Source organism: Devosia sp. ZW T5_3, assembly GCF_044987315.1.
Lineage (GTDB): Bacteria > Pseudomonadota > Alphaproteobacteria > Rhizobiales > Devosiaceae > Devosia.
In genome coordinates this window covers 1-14,182 of sequence record NZ_JBJDRE010000009.1, presented here as the reverse complement: position 1 = coordinate 14,182, position 14,182 = coordinate 1, and the positions used below count along the sequence as shown (strand labels likewise).

Annotated in this window: 13 protein-coding genes; 3 read left to right on the top strand and 10 right to left on the bottom strand. The window is 63.6% G+C overall.

Features of this window, described 5'->3' with window-relative positions:
* Positions 1-42: 42 nt before the first annotated feature.
* The 5 genes from recJ to ACI3KW_RS12455 all read right to left on the bottom strand — a co-directional run bounded on the left by recJ (position 43) and on the right by ACI3KW_RS12455 (position 6,279).
* A complete protein-coding gene (gene recJ / locus ACI3KW_RS12475; protein ID WP_404848350.1) occupies positions 43-1,833 on the bottom strand; it encodes a single-stranded-DNA-specific exonuclease RecJ in 1,791 nt (596 codons plus the stop codon).
* A 63-nt stretch (positions 1,834-1,896) separates the two neighbouring features.
* Positions 1,897-2,358 (bottom strand): cupin domain-containing protein, encoded by a 462-nt coding sequence (locus tag ACI3KW_RS12470; RefSeq protein ID WP_404848349.1) that lies wholly within the window; start codon positions 2,356-2,358, stop codon positions 1,897-1,899.
* A gap of 64 nt (positions 2,359-2,422) precedes the next feature.
* Positions 2,423-3,409 carry a class II fructose-bisphosphatase gene (gene glpX / locus ACI3KW_RS12465; RefSeq protein WP_404848348.1) on the bottom strand — a complete coding sequence of 329 codons (987 nt, stop codon included), beginning with the start codon at positions 3,407-3,409 and terminating at the stop codon, positions 2,423-2,425.
* 38 nt (positions 3,410-3,447) lie between these two features.
* Positions 3,448-4,788, bottom strand: coding sequence for a homoserine dehydrogenase (locus tag ACI3KW_RS12460; protein WP_404848479.1), 1,341 nt, complete (start codon positions 4,786-4,788; stop codon positions 3,448-3,450).
* Positions 4,789-5,064: 276 nt separating this feature from the next.
* Positions 5,065-6,279 (bottom strand): LL-diaminopimelate aminotransferase, encoded by a 1,215-nt coding sequence (locus tag ACI3KW_RS12455; RefSeq protein ID WP_113122922.1) that lies wholly within the window; start codon positions 6,277-6,279, stop codon positions 5,065-5,067.
* 422 nt (positions 6,280-6,701) lie between these two features.
* Between ACI3KW_RS12455 and ACI3KW_RS12450 the strand changes: the two genes are divergently transcribed.
* Positions 6,702-8,012, top strand: a complete 1,311-nt coding sequence (locus ACI3KW_RS12450; RefSeq protein WP_262168351.1) for a glycosyltransferase — start codon at positions 6,702-6,704, stop codon at positions 8,010-8,012.
* A gap of 266 nt (positions 8,013-8,278) precedes the next feature.
* On the opposite strand, the gene ACI3KW_RS12445 is transcribed toward ACI3KW_RS12450, so the two are convergent.
* The gene (locus ACI3KW_RS12445; protein WP_404848347.1) at positions 8,279-9,649 is read right to left on the bottom strand and encodes a dicarboxylate/amino acid:cation symporter; all 1,371 of its coding nucleotides are present in this window, start codon (positions 9,647-9,649) and stop codon (positions 8,279-8,281) included.
* A 172-nt stretch (positions 9,650-9,821) separates the two neighbouring features.
* Complete coding sequence (locus ACI3KW_RS12440; RefSeq protein ID WP_404848346.1) at positions 9,822-10,460, bottom strand: SdpI family protein; 639 nt, start codon at positions 10,458-10,460, stop codon at positions 9,822-9,824.
* Positions 10,461-10,603: 143 nt separating this feature from the next.
* On the opposite strand from ACI3KW_RS12440, the gene ACI3KW_RS12435 reads away from it, so the two are divergent.
* Complete coding sequence (locus ACI3KW_RS12435) at positions 10,604-11,455, top strand: NAD(P)H-binding protein (protein ID WP_404848345.1); 852 nt, start codon at positions 10,604-10,606, stop codon at positions 11,453-11,455.
* Positions 11,456-11,550: 95 nt separating this feature from the next.
* Here ACI3KW_RS12435 and rpsI read toward each other — a convergent pair whose 3' ends face one another.
* The 3 genes from rpsI to ACI3KW_RS12420 all read right to left on the bottom strand — a co-directional run bounded on the left by rpsI (position 11,551) and on the right by ACI3KW_RS12420 (position 13,716).
* On the bottom strand, positions 11,551-12,033 hold the full coding sequence (gene rpsI / locus ACI3KW_RS12430) for a 30S ribosomal protein S9 (protein ID WP_404848344.1): 483 nt from the start codon (positions 12,031-12,033) through the stop codon (positions 11,551-11,553).
* A 1-nt stretch (position 12,034) separates the two neighbouring features.
* Complete coding sequence (gene rplM, locus ACI3KW_RS12425; protein WP_113122928.1) at positions 12,035-12,499, bottom strand: 50S ribosomal protein L13; 465 nt, start codon at positions 12,497-12,499, stop codon at positions 12,035-12,037.
* Between the two features lie 143 nt (positions 12,500-12,642).
* A complete protein-coding gene (locus ACI3KW_RS12420) occupies positions 12,643-13,716 on the bottom strand; it encodes a COX15/CtaA family protein (RefSeq protein ID WP_404848343.1) in 1,074 nt (357 codons plus the stop codon).
* A 69-nt stretch (positions 13,717-13,785) separates the two neighbouring features.
* Here ACI3KW_RS12420 and ACI3KW_RS12415 point away from each other — a divergent pair, with 69 nt between their 5' ends.
* Positions 13,786-14,022, top strand: a complete 237-nt coding sequence (locus ACI3KW_RS12415; RefSeq protein ID WP_404848342.1) for a DUF2842 domain-containing protein — start codon at positions 13,786-13,788, stop codon at positions 14,020-14,022.
* The last annotated feature ends 160 nt before the right edge of the window (positions 14,023-14,182 follow it).

The following is a 14,182-nucleotide window of genomic DNA, read 5'->3' as shown; positions in this document are numbered from 1 at the left end:
GGAATGACCCGGTGGGTGGTTTCAAATTCAGCGAAACGGCCGTCAGCCCTTGGGGCGGGCCAGGTCGGTCAGGCGGAACTGGACCTGTTCGCGGCCCTGGTAGTGATCGATGGAGAGGCCGCCGGCGAAGTGGAAGGCGGTGTCGGTTTCGCGCAGCAGGGCATCCCCGATGGGGGTATTGGCGGCGCGGAAGGCGATGGCCTTGAGACGGGCGCCATCGCCCGAGGTCAGGGTGAAGCTGACATGGCCGCCCTTGCCCACGATTTGGGGGAATTTGGCCCGATGCGCGGGGAAGGCGAAGACCGGATTGGGATTACCCGAGCCATAGGGGCCGGCCCGCTCGATATCGTAGATGAGATCGACCGTGGCGCCGCGGGCCGTGAGGGCCGCGTCGATCTTGAGCGCAGTCATGGCGCGGGCGGCGGTGACGTCGAGCGAGAGCGCCTGGGCGAGGAAGGAACGGAACGGGCCGAGCTGGCCGGGCTTGATGGTGACGCCGGCCGCCATGGCGTGGCCGCCGCCCTTGGCGATCAGGCCGGTTTCGACCGCCTCGATGACGGCGCGGCCCAGATCGACGCCAGGCATGGAGCGGCCCGAGCCGGTGCCGGTGCCGTCGGGTTGCAGGGCGATGGCGAAAGTGGGGCGCTCGAAGCGTTCGCGCAGGCGCGCGGCGATGAGGCCGACCACGCCGGGGTGCCAATTGGCGGAGGCGAGGACCAGTACGGGCGGCCCCTCCCCGTTGCCGATTTCCATTTCGGCGACGGCGGCGGCTTCTTCGACGGCTTCGATCTCGATGCGCTGGCGTTCGGAATTGAGTTCGTCGAGGCGCGCGGCGAGGGCGAGCGCGTGATGTTCGTCATCGACCGTCAGCAATTCGGTGCCCATGGCGGCGTTGCCGATGCGGCCGCCGGCATTGATGCGCGGGCCGACGAGGAAGCCCAGGTGGTAGGGATTGAGCGGGCCGCTGACGCGAGCGGCGAGAGCCAGGGCGGCAATGCCCTTGTTGTCGCCGCGGCGGGCGACTTCGAGGCCGCGCACCACGAAGGCGCGGTTGAGGCCAACCAGGGGCACGACATCGCAAATGGTGGCAAGAGCGACGAGATCGAGCAGCTTGAGCAGGTCGGGCAGACCGGTATCTCCGCGCAGGCGCAGTGCACGGTTGACGGCGACCAGCACCATGAAGGTGACGCCGGCGGCGCAGAGATAGCCCAGGCCCGAAATGTCGTCGGGGCGGTTGGGATTGACCAGCGCAGTGGCGTTGGGCAGGTCGTGATCGGACAGATGGTGGTCGATGACCAGGACATCAGCGCCGCGGGCGCGGGCATGGGCGATGGGGGCGTCGCTGGTGGTGCCGCAATCGAGTGTGATGATCAGGCTGGCGCCACCATCGATCAGCTTGTCCATGGCCGCGCTATTGGGGCCGTAGCCTTCAAAGATGCGGTCGGGGATATGCACCTGCGGATTGATGCCGAAATGGTTGAGATAGCGGGCCATCAGGGCGCAGGAACAGGCGCCGTCCACGTCGTAATCGCCGAATAGGGCGATGGTTTCGTTATCGGCAATGGCCTTGGCGAGGCGATCGGCCAGGGCATCCATGGCGGTGAGCGTGGATGGATCAGGCATCAGGCCGCGAATGGTGGGATCGAGGTGCTTTTCGGCATCCTCCAGCGTCACCTCGCGAGCGGCGATGATGCGGGCCAGGATTTCCGAAATGCCGCTGCGCTGGGCGATGGCGGTGGCCATGCGCGTGGCATTGCCATCGAGACGATCCGTCCAGGCGCGGCCGGTAACCGAACGGCTGACGTCAAGAAAAGGGCGTGGCGCTTCGAGCATGGGCGAGAGGTAGGCGATTTAGTGGAAGCGGTCGAGGGGGAAGTGTGGGGGCCTTGTCCCGGCCTAGATCGATAGCGGCGGGCCAACCACTTCCATGCCGTGCTCGCGGCTCAAGGCACGGAACTCTTCCGAGCGCGGATCGAGCAGGCTTTTGGCGAAGAAGGCCTCCATCTGTCCAGCCGGCTGGAAGGCGATGAGCAGCCGCGCAGGCGCCGTCAGGTTAATAAAAGCGTGCGGCACGCGGCGAGGCCCAAAGATCGAGTCCCCGGGGCCGAGCTCGTGCAGGCCGTCGCCGATGCGGAACCGAAAACGCCCTTGCTGCACCAGGAACCATTCATCCTGCTCATGATGATAATGCAGTGGCGGGCCGCCACAGGCGGCGCGTAGTGTATCAATGATGAACAGACCGCCGCCGGTGTCGCCGGTGGCCAGCTTGATATCGAAACGGCCGTTGAGAAAGGTCACCGGTCGCCCAAAGCGGTCGCTGTCCTGCCGCACAGGGCCGGAAAAGTCCGAATTTGTCATGGTCGGAGCCCACCATCGCCGCGAAACGGAGCCTCTGCCTAATGGCCAGCGCCGTCAAGCAGCCTTAGCGCGCGTGCTGGGCCTTGATCCAGCGGACGGTCTGGCTCCAGCTGCGCATGACGATGGTGTTGGTTTCAACCGAGTCGCGGCGCAGGCGGACGCCTTCGAGCAGGGTGCCATCGGTGACGCCGGTGGCCGCGACCAGGACGTCGCCGGCGGCGAGTTCGGTCACGTCGTAGATGCGGTTGGGGTCGGTGATACCCATGGCGTGGGCGCGCTCGCGCTTGGCGGGGCTATCGAGGATCAGCTTGCCCTGCATCTGCCCGCCAATGCAGCGGAGCGCCGCGGCGGCCAGCACGCCCTCGGGCGCGCCGCCAGAGCCGAGATAGATATCGATGCCGGTATCCTCGGTATTGACCGCGTGGATGACGCCGGCAATGTCGCCATCGCTGATCAGCTTGACCGCGACGCCCGTGGTGCGCAGTTCTTCGATGAGGCCGGCATGGCGGGGCCGGTCGAGCACGATGGCGGTGACTTCGCTGAGCGGCACGCCCTTGGCGCTGGCCAGCGCCCGCACATTTTCGGTGGCGGACCAGTCGATATGCACGGTGCCGGGCGGATATTCGGCGCCAATGGCGATCTTGTGCATATAGACATTGCGGGCGACGTTGAGCAGACCGCCGCGCTCGGCCATGGCCAGGACCACGATGGAATCGGGCTGGTTCTTGGCGCAGAGTGTGACGCCTTCGAGGGGATCGACAGCGATATCGACCTCGGGGCCCTGCCCTGCGCCCACCGGCTGGCCGATGAACAGCGCGTCGCATTCATGCTCTTCGCCTTCGCCGATGACGACACGGCCGGAAATGGCGACGCGATCGAGTTCGGCCTTCATGGCATGCACGGCGGCATCGTCGGCGGCTTTTTCGTCGCCCTTGCCGCGCCATTCGGCGGCGGCGATGGCAGCGCGCTCGGTGACGCGCACCAATTCCAGCGTCAGGCTCCGGTGCAGATGCGCAGGGTTTCTGTCACCCTCAACTTTGGACAGTCTCATGCTTCCTCCCGGGCCTCCGATTTGCCCGGGAACGGGTATCAGAGCGTTTCGATCCGGATCAATTGCGGTTCGCCCACTATGAACCCGTCGGCGGCGATCTGCGCAAGCGAGTCGCGCACGTCTGATTCCAAAGTCTGCTGCGTGATCATGACCACGGTGCGGGTCGGCGAACCGTCCGGCGCGACTGCCTTAGCGCTCAAATCGGACCGCTGGATGACGGAATCGATGGAAATGCCGCGTTCGCCCATGCGGGTGGCGATGGCCGCCAGGGCGCCGGGCACGTCCTTGGCATTGAGGCGGATGTAGTAGCCGCCCTGATGGGCGCGCATCGGCGCCTCGCGATAGGGCATCAATTCGTCGCTGGGCACGCCGAGCGGCGGCACGCGGGTGCCGCGGGCAATGTCGAGAATGTCCGACAGCACCGAGGAGGCCGTGGGCGGGCCACCAGCGCCGGGGCCGGCCAGCAGAAGCTCGTGGACGTGGTCGGTTTCGAGGGCGACGGCATTCATCACGCCATCGACGCCGGCAATGGCGCTTCCCTTGGGCACGAAAGTGGGATGGACGCGCTGCTCGATGCCGTCATCGGTGCGCTGGGCGATGCCGAGCAGCTTGATCTTGTAGCCGAGCTCGGCGGCGACCTTGATGTCGTGCTGGCTGATCTTGGAAATGCCCTCGACGCGGATTTTGTCGGGCGCGATTTCGTAGCCGAAGCAGAGCGTGGCAAGGATGGAGAGCTTGTGGGCGGTGTCGTAGCCTTCGACGTCGAAGGTGGGGTCGGCTTCGGCATAGCCGAGCGCCTGGGCGTCCTTGAGGCAATCGGCGAAGGAAATGTCCTCATTGCCCATGCGCGTCAGGATGTAATTGCAGGTGCCGTTCATGATGCCGAACACCTTGGCAATACGGGCGGAACCCAGGCCTTCGCGCAGGGTTTTGATCACGGGAATGCCGCCGGCGACAGCGGCCTCGAAGCCGAGCTGGGCGCCGGATTCTTCGGCCAGTTTGGCGAGCAGCACGCCATGCTTGGCCAGCAACGCCTTGTTGGCGGTGACGACGGGGCGGCCGATTTCGAGGGCGGCTTTGACCGCGGCGAAGGCCGGGCCATCTTCGCCACCGATCAGCTCGACGAAGAGATCGATGCCGTCGGACTTGGCGAGCGCCACCGGATCGTCGAACCAGTCGAGCCCATAAATATCAATGCCGCGGTCGCGGGAACGCGAGCGCGCGGCAACGGCCGTCACCACCAATTGGCGGCCAAGTTTTCGCGTCAGCTCGGCGCCATCCTTTTGCAGGATGCGCACCAGCGTCGCACCGACATTGCCCAGGCCTGCCACGCCCACGCGCAGCGGCGGCAGCGCCTCGCCATCGCCGAAATCCTGCATGGCCTTGAGGATGCGCGCCCGCGTATCGGAACGCGGTTCGCGGCCCTCGCGCAGGTCGAACACGAACAGCGGATCGCCCGCAACGGTGCGGCCGAAGCGGGTCGGGGTCCAGCCGCGTGCGGCGATAAAGGATTCAACGGTTTGGCGGAAGGAAGCGATATCACTCATGGTGGCGACATCTGCATAGGAATTCGCCTAGCCGTCAATAGGAGTTTGCGCGGAAGGGCGGGACTTCCCTGCCAGACGGCAGGGAAGTCCTGGACGGAAGGAAGGGCCCTACCCCGCCAGCGGCACTACGTTGCTGGTGCCGGGCTTGGAGCCGAGCAGCTTCTTGATGTTGCGGGCGGCCTGGCGGATGCGTTGTTCGTTTTCGACGAAGGCCAAGCGGATATATTGATCGCCATATTCGCCGAAGCCGACGCCGGGGGCGACGCCCACGCCGGTTTCCTTGATCAGGAGCTTGGCGAATTCGAGCGAGCCCATATGGGCGAACTGCGCGGGAATGGGCGCCCAGGCGAACATGGTGGCCTTGGGCACCGGAATGTCCCAGCCCGACCGGCCGAAGCTTTCGACCAGCACGTCGCGGCGGTATTTGTAGATCTTGCGCACTTCGTCGATCACGTCGTCGCTGCCGTTGAGAGCGGCGGTGGCCGCCACCTGGATGGGGGTGAAGGCGCCGTAATCGAGATAGGACTTCACGCGAGCCAGTGCCGCGATCAGCCGTTCATTGCCCACGGCAAAGCCCACGCGCCAGCCGGGCATGGAATAGGTCTTGGACATGGAGGTGAATTCGACGGTGATGTCGATGGCGCCGGGCACCTGCAACACGGATGGCGGGGGCGCGTCTTCGTCGAAATAGATCTCGGAATAGGCGAGATCGGACAGGATGAAGATGTCGTTGGCCTTACAATACTTGACCACCTCGGTGTAAAAATCGAGGTCGGCCGTATAGGCGGTCGGATTGGCCGGATAGTTCAGCACCAGCGCGATCGGCTTGGGGATCGAGTGCCGTACGGCACGATCCAGCGAGCGCATGAAATCCTCATTCGGATCAGCCGGCATGGAGCGCACGACGCCGCCACTCATGATGAAGCCAAAGGAATGGATGGGATAGGTCGGGTTGGGCACCAGCACCACGTCGCCGGGGGCGGTGATGGCCGAGGCCATATTGGCAAAGCCTTCCTTGGAGCCCAGGGTCGCGACGATCTGCGTATCGGGGTTCAGCTTCACGCCGAAGCGGCGGCCGTAATAGCTGGCCTGGGCCTTGCGCAGACCGGGAATGCCGCGCGAGGTCGAATAGCGGTGGGTGCGCGGGTCCTTGACCGTTTCCTGCAGCTTTTCAACGATGTGCTGGGGGGTCGGCATATCGGGATTGCCCATGCCCAGGTCGATGACATCGACGCCGTCAGCGCGGGCCTTGGCCTTGAGCGGATCGATATGGGCAAAGACATAGGGCGGAAGACGGCGGATTTTGTGGAAGTCGTCGCTCATGATTTCCTCGGCGGCCCGCTGGGGACCTTGATCTGGGCCGCGACGCGCCTGGTGCGCTACGCATCTGATACAGATGTCGTGATTATCGCGGAATTATGGTTGTGAACGGGTTAAACGGCCCCGTTTGGGGCGCTTTTCTCATGTTCGGCTCTTCCCGGCCCTTTGGCGGGGCCATTCGGGAAGAGCTAGCGGGCGTTCGCGCCCGCCGCTGCAAAGGCGGCCGCCGACACGAAATTGCCGGCGAGCGAGGCTCCAACCAATGCAAATGTGTACAGGGACGGCATATGTCTTGCCCTTCAGAAGCGTTTTTTGTAATGAAACCAGCTATCGATAAGGCCGTTCATAAATCCTCGTCGGGGTATTGTAAATGGTCCGGAGGACGCCAACCTTCGGGATCAGAACGGCGTATGTGAGGTAATATCTTGAAGCGGATTGCCCTTGTTACAATCGGCACGCAAGGCGACGTTCAACCCTACCTAGCCTTGGCCATTGCGCTCAAGGAGCGCGGCTATTCGGTTGTATTGGGAGCCTCCGAGGAATTCCAGGACATGGTGGAAGGCTATGGTGTGGAGTTCCACACGCTCGGCCCCTCCATCCAGGCCTTCCTGCTGCAGCAGCGATTCGAAAATGCGATGAGCCAGTCCATGCTCATCAACGGCCCTTCCCTATTGCGGCAAGGCCAGCAGATCGTCGACACCGCCGCGCGCCATGCCTGGAATATGTGCCAGGGCGCGGACATGCTGATCCTCAACATGAATACCAGCTTCGGCATCGACATTGCCGAGGCGCTGCATGTGCCCGCCGTGATGGTGGCCCTGCAGCCGCTGAATTCGACCAGCGAATTCCCGCTCTGCATCTATTACGGCGCCGATTTCGGGCCGGCCTTCAACAAGCTGACCTATACGGCCATGACCGTGCAGCAGATCTATTACAACCTGCCGCGCAACAAGCTGCGCCGGGAGCTGATGGGGCTGGATTCGCGTAAGAAGGGTGGCTTCTTCCGCAATACGGACGGCACGCCGCTGACCACGCTTTACCCCTATTCTCCCGAGATTTCGCCGCGCCCGCGCGATTGGCCGAAAAGCGCCATCGTCACCGGCTATTGGCAGCTCAAGGACCGGACCGACTGGCAGCCCTCCGAGGCGTTCCAGAAATTCCTCTCCGAGGGCGAGGCGCCGGTCTATATCGGATTTGGCTCGATGCCGTTTGGCGCCGAGCGCAATACCAAAATCTTGAAGGAAGCCGTGGGCATGTGGGGCGGCCGTGCCGTCGTCGCGCGCGGCTGGGGCGGCATCAATCCGCAGGATTTGCCGGACAGTATTTTCGCCATCGAAAAGGCGCCGCACGACAAGCTGTTCAAATATGTGTCGGCGGTGGTGCATCATGGTGGCGCCGGCACGACATCGGCGGGGCTGCATCTGGGCCGGCCGACCTTCGTCGTGCCGCAGACGGTGGACCAGCCCTATTGGGGTCGCCGCGTCTATGAGCTGGGTTGCGGGCCGAAACCCGTGCGCCTGCGCAAGCTGACCTCGGAAATCCTGGCCGGTGCTTTGGCCGATCTTTCGACCAATGAAGACTATCGCCGCAAGGCCGCCGACATCGCGGAAAAGCTGCATGCCGAGAACGGCACGGACAAGGCGATCACCATCATCGAGCGGGTGATGGCGAATTATGTGCCGCATGCGAACAAGGTGAAGAAGGTCAAGAAGCCGTCGCTTAAGCTGGTTGGGTAGGGGTTCCCTGCCCCTGTCCTTGTAATTCCACACGATGTCATTCCGGCGTAGGCCGGAATCCATGTCCGTTATTATCGGCATACATCCAGCGCCGGGATAGCCTTCAGCATGAGTTCCGGCCTGCGCCAGTTCGGTGCGGGTGGTGAGTGGCCCTCGGGTCGAGCCCGAGGGAGAGCCGTGGGTGGGGGGAGCGGTGGGGTACACCCCTGCAATATAAAAAAGGGAGGCTCACGCCTCCCTTTTGCATTTCCAACGCGTGACCCAGCTTACTCCGCCGGCACAGCGTCGGCGTCGAGCGCGTCGATGCTTTCGCCGCGGTCGTAGACTTCCTGATTGAGGATGCCTTCGCGCTTGGCGACGATGGTGGGGATCAGGGCTTGGCCGGCGACGTTGACCGCGGTGCGGCCCATGTCGAGGATCGGATCGACGGCGAGCAGCAGGCCGACGCCTTCGAGCGGCAGGCCCAGGGTGGAGAGCGTCAGCGTCAGCATGACCACGGCACCGGTGAGGCCGGCGGTGGCGGCGGAGCCGATCACCGAGACGAAGACGATGAGCAGGTAATGCTGGAATTCCAGCGGAACGCCGTAGAACTGCGCTACGAAGATAGCAGCGATGGCCGGATAGATCGCGGCGCAACCATCCATTTTGGTGGTGGCGCCGAGCGGCACGGCGAAGGCAGCGTATTCACGCGGCACACCCAGATTCTGCTCGGTGACGCGCTCGGTGAGCGGCAGCGTGCCGATCGAGGAGCGGGACACGAAGGCCAGCTGGATGGCCGGCCAGGCGCTCTGGAAGTAGCGGATCGGATTGAGGCCATGGGCCTGCAACAGGATCGGGTAGACCACAAAGAGCACAAGCGCGAGGCCGATATAGATGGCGGCCGAGAACCAGCCGAGCTGCGCCAGCGCATCCCAGCCATAGACGGCGACGGCGTTGCCGAGCAGGCCAATGGTGCCGATCGGGGTCAGGCGGATAACCCACCACAGGATCTTGTGCACGACCTTGAGGAAGGAGCGGTTGAACGCCAGGAACGGATCGGCAGCCGGGCCGACGCGCAGGGCGGCGACGCCGACGGCGATCGAGACGACCAGAATCTGCAGCACGTTGAAGCTGAGGCTGGTGGTAGCCGAACCATCGGTGACGCGGGTCGAGGCGGTGAGGCCCAGAATGTTGGAGGGGATCAAACCCTTGAGGAAATCGAGCCAGGAGCCGGTCGAGGACGGCGCCTTGGCAGCGGTTTCGGCGACGGCGGTATTGAGGCCGGGCTGGATGATCAGGCCTAGCGCTATGCCGATGGCCACCGCGATCAGCGCGGTGATGGCGAACCAGAACAGGGTCTGCCAGACCAGCTTGGCGGCATTGTTGAGTTCGCGCAGATTGGCGATGGACGCCACGATGGCGGTGAAGACCAGCACCGGTACCAGTGCGCGCAGCAGCGAGACGAAGGAGGAGCCGATGGTCGACAGCGTCTGGGTCAGCCAATTGGCATTGCCGGCCGCGTCGGGGCCCATATTGCGGGCGATGAAGCCCAGGATGAGGCCGATGACCATGGCGGCGAGCACCTGGAAGCCGAAGGTCCGGTAGAACGGCTTGGGTGCACGCGCCGGGCGCGCGGCAGAAACAGTGGTTGGGGACATGTCAAACCTGTGAAGCACCGAGGAATCGCACACCAATTGAGCGAAGCGCCTCGAAATTAGCCACAAGATAGGCCGGCAGGGCGCTTTTTTCTGCGCATCGTTTTCCGTTTGGCTCAGGCGAGGAGAAAATTTTTCTCGGACGCAGGGCTATTGCGGCAATGCTGATGGGTGATCAGAGGCGGCGGCACAGTATCGTGGCTGCGCCCGCAATGCCGGGCAGCAAGATCAGCGCGGCGGCATAGGCGGTGACCAGCACGCCCAGGCCGGGGTCGAACCAGGCCAGAGCCAGCAGAACTGCTCCGGCCAGACCACAGCCCAACCCGGCAATGCGATGCACGAGTTTCCACGCCCGGTCCGAGGCGATGGGCCAGGGCATGCGCAGGCCGGCATAGGTGTGCCGCTCGGCCTCGAAGAACACGATGCCCAGGATCAGCAGCACGATGCCCAGCCCTGCCCCGGTCAGGCGCACCAGATCGATATCCGAGCCGATGCCGATGACCAGCAGGCCCAGTTGGACGGCCGTGACGACGAGGAGCAGCAGGGTCAGAGCGGGATCGAGGATGTGCTGGACCTTGGCGAAGTGGTTCTTGGTCAGCAGGCGTCCGAGCAGGAAGAACGCGCCGAGTATCAGCACTTCGACGAGGGGCGCGACCGGCAAAGCGAGATCGCGCGGCCAGAGCCAATCGGCATAGCTGCCTGACCAATGCGCCGGATAGGCGAAATCGGCGGGAATGCGGAAGAACCCAACGCCGGTAATGGCGACGGTGACTGCGAGCAGCAGGAGGTGGAAGCGGGTAACGAGGCGTTGCATGGGCGAGGTCCGGAAGGCCAACCAGATATAGGCAGCGGATGCGGCTTGAGAAGAGACAGGCGCCTGCTGACACCATGTGTCATGCCGCCATGACAGGTTGGCCCGGCGTCAACAATTCGCCAATCGTAAAAAGGAGATGACACATGTTCATCATTTTGGGCGCTAGCGGCAATATCGGCTCGCAAGTGGTGAAATCATTGAGCGAAGCGGGGCAGCCGGTGCTGGCCGTGGTGCACAGCGCCGAAAAGGCCAGGGCTTTCGAAGGCGGGAAGGTCGCGGCGGTGGTGGCCGACGTCACGGACAGCGATGCACTCCGCGCGGTGTTTCGGCGTGGCAAGCGGGCCTTTCTGCTCAATCCGCCCGGCGATACGAGCGGCGACAGCAACGCGGCGGAACTGACCACATCGCGCAGCATCACCGATGCCCTCGCCGATAGCGGGCTTGAGAAAATCGTGGTGGCGTCGACATATGGCGCCAGGCCGGGCGACGGTATCGGCGACCTCACGACCCTCTACGATTTCGAGGAGCGGGCGAAGGCCAGCGGCATTGCCACGGCTATCAATCGCGGCGCCTACTACTTCACCAACCTGGCCATGCTGGCGGAGCCGGCCAAGGGTGGGACGCTGCCGGCCATGTTCCCGGCGTCGTTCACGCTGCCAATGGTGCATCCGGCCGATCTCGGAATCGTGGCCGCGGAGCGGCTGCAAAGCCCGATCGACGATACTGGCGTCGCCTATATCGAGGGGCCCGAGCGCTACAGCTTCGGTGATGCAGCGACTGCGTTTGCGCGGCATCTGGGGCGCGAGGTCACGGTCGCCACCACACCGCGTGAGCAGTGGGAAGACAGTTTTCGCAAGATCGGTTTTTCCGATGAAGCGGCCCGCTCCTATGCGAGGATGACGGCGGCAACGCTGGATGAACTCGATGTTCCGCCATCGCCACGGCGCGGGCGCGTGACGCTGGATGAGTATGTGGCGGGGCTGGTGGGCGGATAAGACCAAAATACCCGGCCGTCACCCTCCCCCACAGTGCGGGCAAAACAAAAGGGCCGGTTTCCCGGCCCTTTCGCAAAAATCGATAAATCCGAAGCTTAGCGCTTGGAGAACTGGAAGGACTTGCGGGCCTTGGCCTTGCCGTACTTCTTGCGTTCGACAACGCGGCTGTCGCGGGTCAGGAAGCCACCCTTCTTGAGGACCGGGCGAAGAGCCGGCTCGAAGAAGTTCAGCGCCTTGGAGATGCCGTGACGAACGGCACCGGCCTGACCGGACAGACCACCACCGGCAACGGTGACGACGACGTCGTACTGGTCATTGCGTTCGGTCGCGACGATCGGCTGCTTGACGATCAGCTGCAGAACGGGACGAGCGAAATAGGTAGCGAACTCGCGACCATTGACGGTCACAGTGCCCTTGCCCGGCTTGATCCAGACGCGAGCAACGGCGTTCTTGCGCTTGCCGGTGGCATAGGCGCGGCCGAGCGAGTCAAGCTTCTGCTCGTGGATAGGAGCGGTATTGACGACGGCAGCAACCGAGGTGGTGCCGAGCTCTTCGAGGGAGTTGATGGTGTCGGCCATATTACTTCACCCGCACATTCTTGGAGTTCATCGCAGCAACATCCAGCGTGGCCGGGTTCTGCGCTTCATGGGGATGCTCGGCGCCGGAATAGACGCGCAGGTTCTTGAGCTGGGCGCGGGTCAGCGGGCCACCAGGCATCATGCGGCGAACGGCGTTCTCGAGAACGCGCTCGGGGAAACGGCCTTCCAGCAGTTCACGAGCGGTACGGTCCTTGATGCCGCCGGGGTAACCGGTGTGCCAGTAGAAGCGGTGCTGGTCCAGCTTGCGGCCGGTCAGCTTCACCTTGTCGGCATTGATGACAATGATATTGTCGCCCATGTCCATGTGCGGGGTGAAGGTCGGCTTGTGCTTGCCGCGCAGACGCGAAGCGATGATCGAAGCGACACGACCCACGACCAAGCCTTCGGCATTGATCAGGACCCACTTCTTTTCGATCTCGCTCGGTTTTGCCGAGTAAGTGCTCATCGTTGAATTCCTTAGATTTCTGGCTTGCCGACCTTCATCCAAGGAAGAAAGCAGCATGTTCGGCGGCTCGTGTATGAGGGAAACGAGACGCCGTCAAGGGCCTTAATAAAGACCAGCAATTTCAATCACTTATCTTTGCGGTATTATGATACCGCGCGATTCACCCGGGTCAGATCGGCAATATAGAGCGTCCCTGCCCCGGCCAAGAGAAAAGCCATGGCCTGGTGGGCGACCGCCAGATCGATCTGCACCATGGTCAGGAGCGTTGCAATGCCCAGACACACTTGCAGCAGCACCATGACGCCCAGGCGTGGCAACCAGGCATTGGCGCCGGCAAAGCCGCCGCGACCCGCCTGCAGCCAGATCAGCACGCCCAGATAGAGCACAATGCCATAGGCGATGCAGCGGTGAATGAACTGAACGGTGAGGCTGTTTTCAAAGAAATTGCGCCAGAGCGGGTCCATGCGGCCCAGACCGCTTGGAATCAACGCGCCATCCATCAGCGGCCAGGTGTTGTGGCCCATGCCCGCGTCGATGCCGGCGACGAAGGCGCCCGCTGCGATCTGGAGAATGACGAGCGCAACGAAGGCCCCTGCGGTCCAGAAATGGACGGGCTTTACGGTTCCGCCGATATGGCCGGGATGCAGGGTTCGCGGGACATAGACCAGCGCGATAAACAGAATTGCGGCCGCGGTCAGGTGGGCGGCGAGGCGATATTGGGACACCGAGGTCAGCTCGGTGAGGCCCGAAGAGACCATCCACCAGCCCAGCACGCCCTGAAAACCGCCCAGCAGGAACAGGCCGAATAGCGGCCAGGCCAGTTGCGCGGTGAAGCGCTTTTGCGCCAGGAAGATCAGGAAGGGCACGATGAACAGCACACCGAGGAACCGGCCCAGCAGGCGGTGGAACCACTCCCAGAAGAAGATCATCTTGAAGTCGTCCACGCTCATCCAGGTATTGTTGACCTGGTATTGCGGGATCTGCTTGTAGGCGTCGAATTCGGCCAGCCATTGCGCGTCATTGAGCGGCGGAATGATGCCGGAAATCGGCTTCCAGCTGGTGATGGACAGCCCCGACTCGGTGAGCCGCGTGATCCCGCCGACCACCACCATGAGCAGCACGAAGGCTGCCATCACGTAGAGCCAGATGCGGACCGGACGAAGACGATCGGCCGGATAGCTGGTCTGACTGAGGGCGGGCGAATGGGTCGAAGTCACGGCGGTTTCCCGGTATGCGTTGGGGCATGGGAGTGGTATGCCCCCCCGAACTATCCCGCAAGAGCACCGATGCCGCACATGACCCAGAGCCACCGCAAGTTGATCGGCGTGTTTTTGACCATGATATCGATCGCCCTGTGGGCCGTGCTTGGCACCGCGATCTATCTGCTGCTGCCGCCCGGCCTGCCCGGCTGGGTGCTGATCATCTATTTCATCATTGCGGGGATGGGCTGGCTGCTGCCGTCGATGGCGATCATTCGTTGGATGGCAAAGCCGGATGTAGCTGTGAGCGCCAACCAACAGTAGACCTCATCCTGAGCCTGCCGAAGGACGAGGTCGAGCGAGTGGAGGCGCGGGAGCCACGATCTGCCTCCCTCCCCCTTGAGGGGAGGGATTGAGGGTGGGGGTGTCGTAGCCCCAAGCGGGCGCCGAGTTTGTAGAGAGTCCGACACCCCCACCCTAGCCC

Excerpts from the sequence above, each read along its gene's own strand:
- recJ (WP_404848350.1), bottom strand. The coding sequence starts at position 1,833 with ATGCTCGAAGCGCCACGCCCTTTTCTTGACGTCAGCCGTTCGGTTACC.
- ACI3KW_RS12445 (WP_404848347.1), bottom strand. The coding sequence starts at position 9,649 with ATGTCCCCAACCACTGTTTCTGCCGCGCGCCCGGCGCGTGCACCCAAG.
- ACI3KW_RS12460 (WP_404848479.1), bottom strand. The coding sequence starts at position 4,788 with ATGCAGGATTTCGGCGATGGCGAGGCGCTGCCGCCGCTGCGCGTGGGC.
- ACI3KW_RS12435 (WP_404848345.1), top strand. The coding sequence starts at position 10,604 with ATGTTCATCATTTTGGGCGCTAGCGGCAATATCGGCTCGCAAGTGGTG.
- ACI3KW_RS12455 (WP_113122922.1), bottom strand. The coding sequence starts at position 6,279 with ATGAGCGACGACTTCCACAAAATCCGCCGTCTTCCGCCCTATGTCTTT.
- glpX (WP_404848348.1), bottom strand. The coding sequence starts at position 3,409 with ATGAGACTGTCCAAAGTTGAGGGTGACAGAAACCCTGCGCATCTGCAC.
- ACI3KW_RS12440 (WP_404848346.1), bottom strand. The coding sequence starts at position 10,460 with ATGCAACGCCTCGTTACCCGCTTCCACCTCCTGCTGCTCGCAGTCACC.
- ACI3KW_RS12415 (WP_404848342.1), top strand. The coding sequence starts at position 13,786 with ATGCCGCACATGACCCAGAGCCACCGCAAGTTGATCGGCGTGTTTTTG.
- rplM (WP_113122928.1), bottom strand. The coding sequence starts at position 12,499 with ATGAGCACTTACTCGGCAAAACCGAGCGAGATCGAAAAGAAGTGGGTC.
- rpsI (WP_404848344.1), bottom strand. The coding sequence starts at position 12,033 with ATGGCCGACACCATCAACTCCCTCGAAGAGCTCGGCACCACCTCGGTT.
- ACI3KW_RS12470 (WP_404848349.1), bottom strand. The coding sequence starts at position 2,358 with ATGACAAATTCGGACTTTTCCGGCCCTGTGCGGCAGGACAGCGACCGC.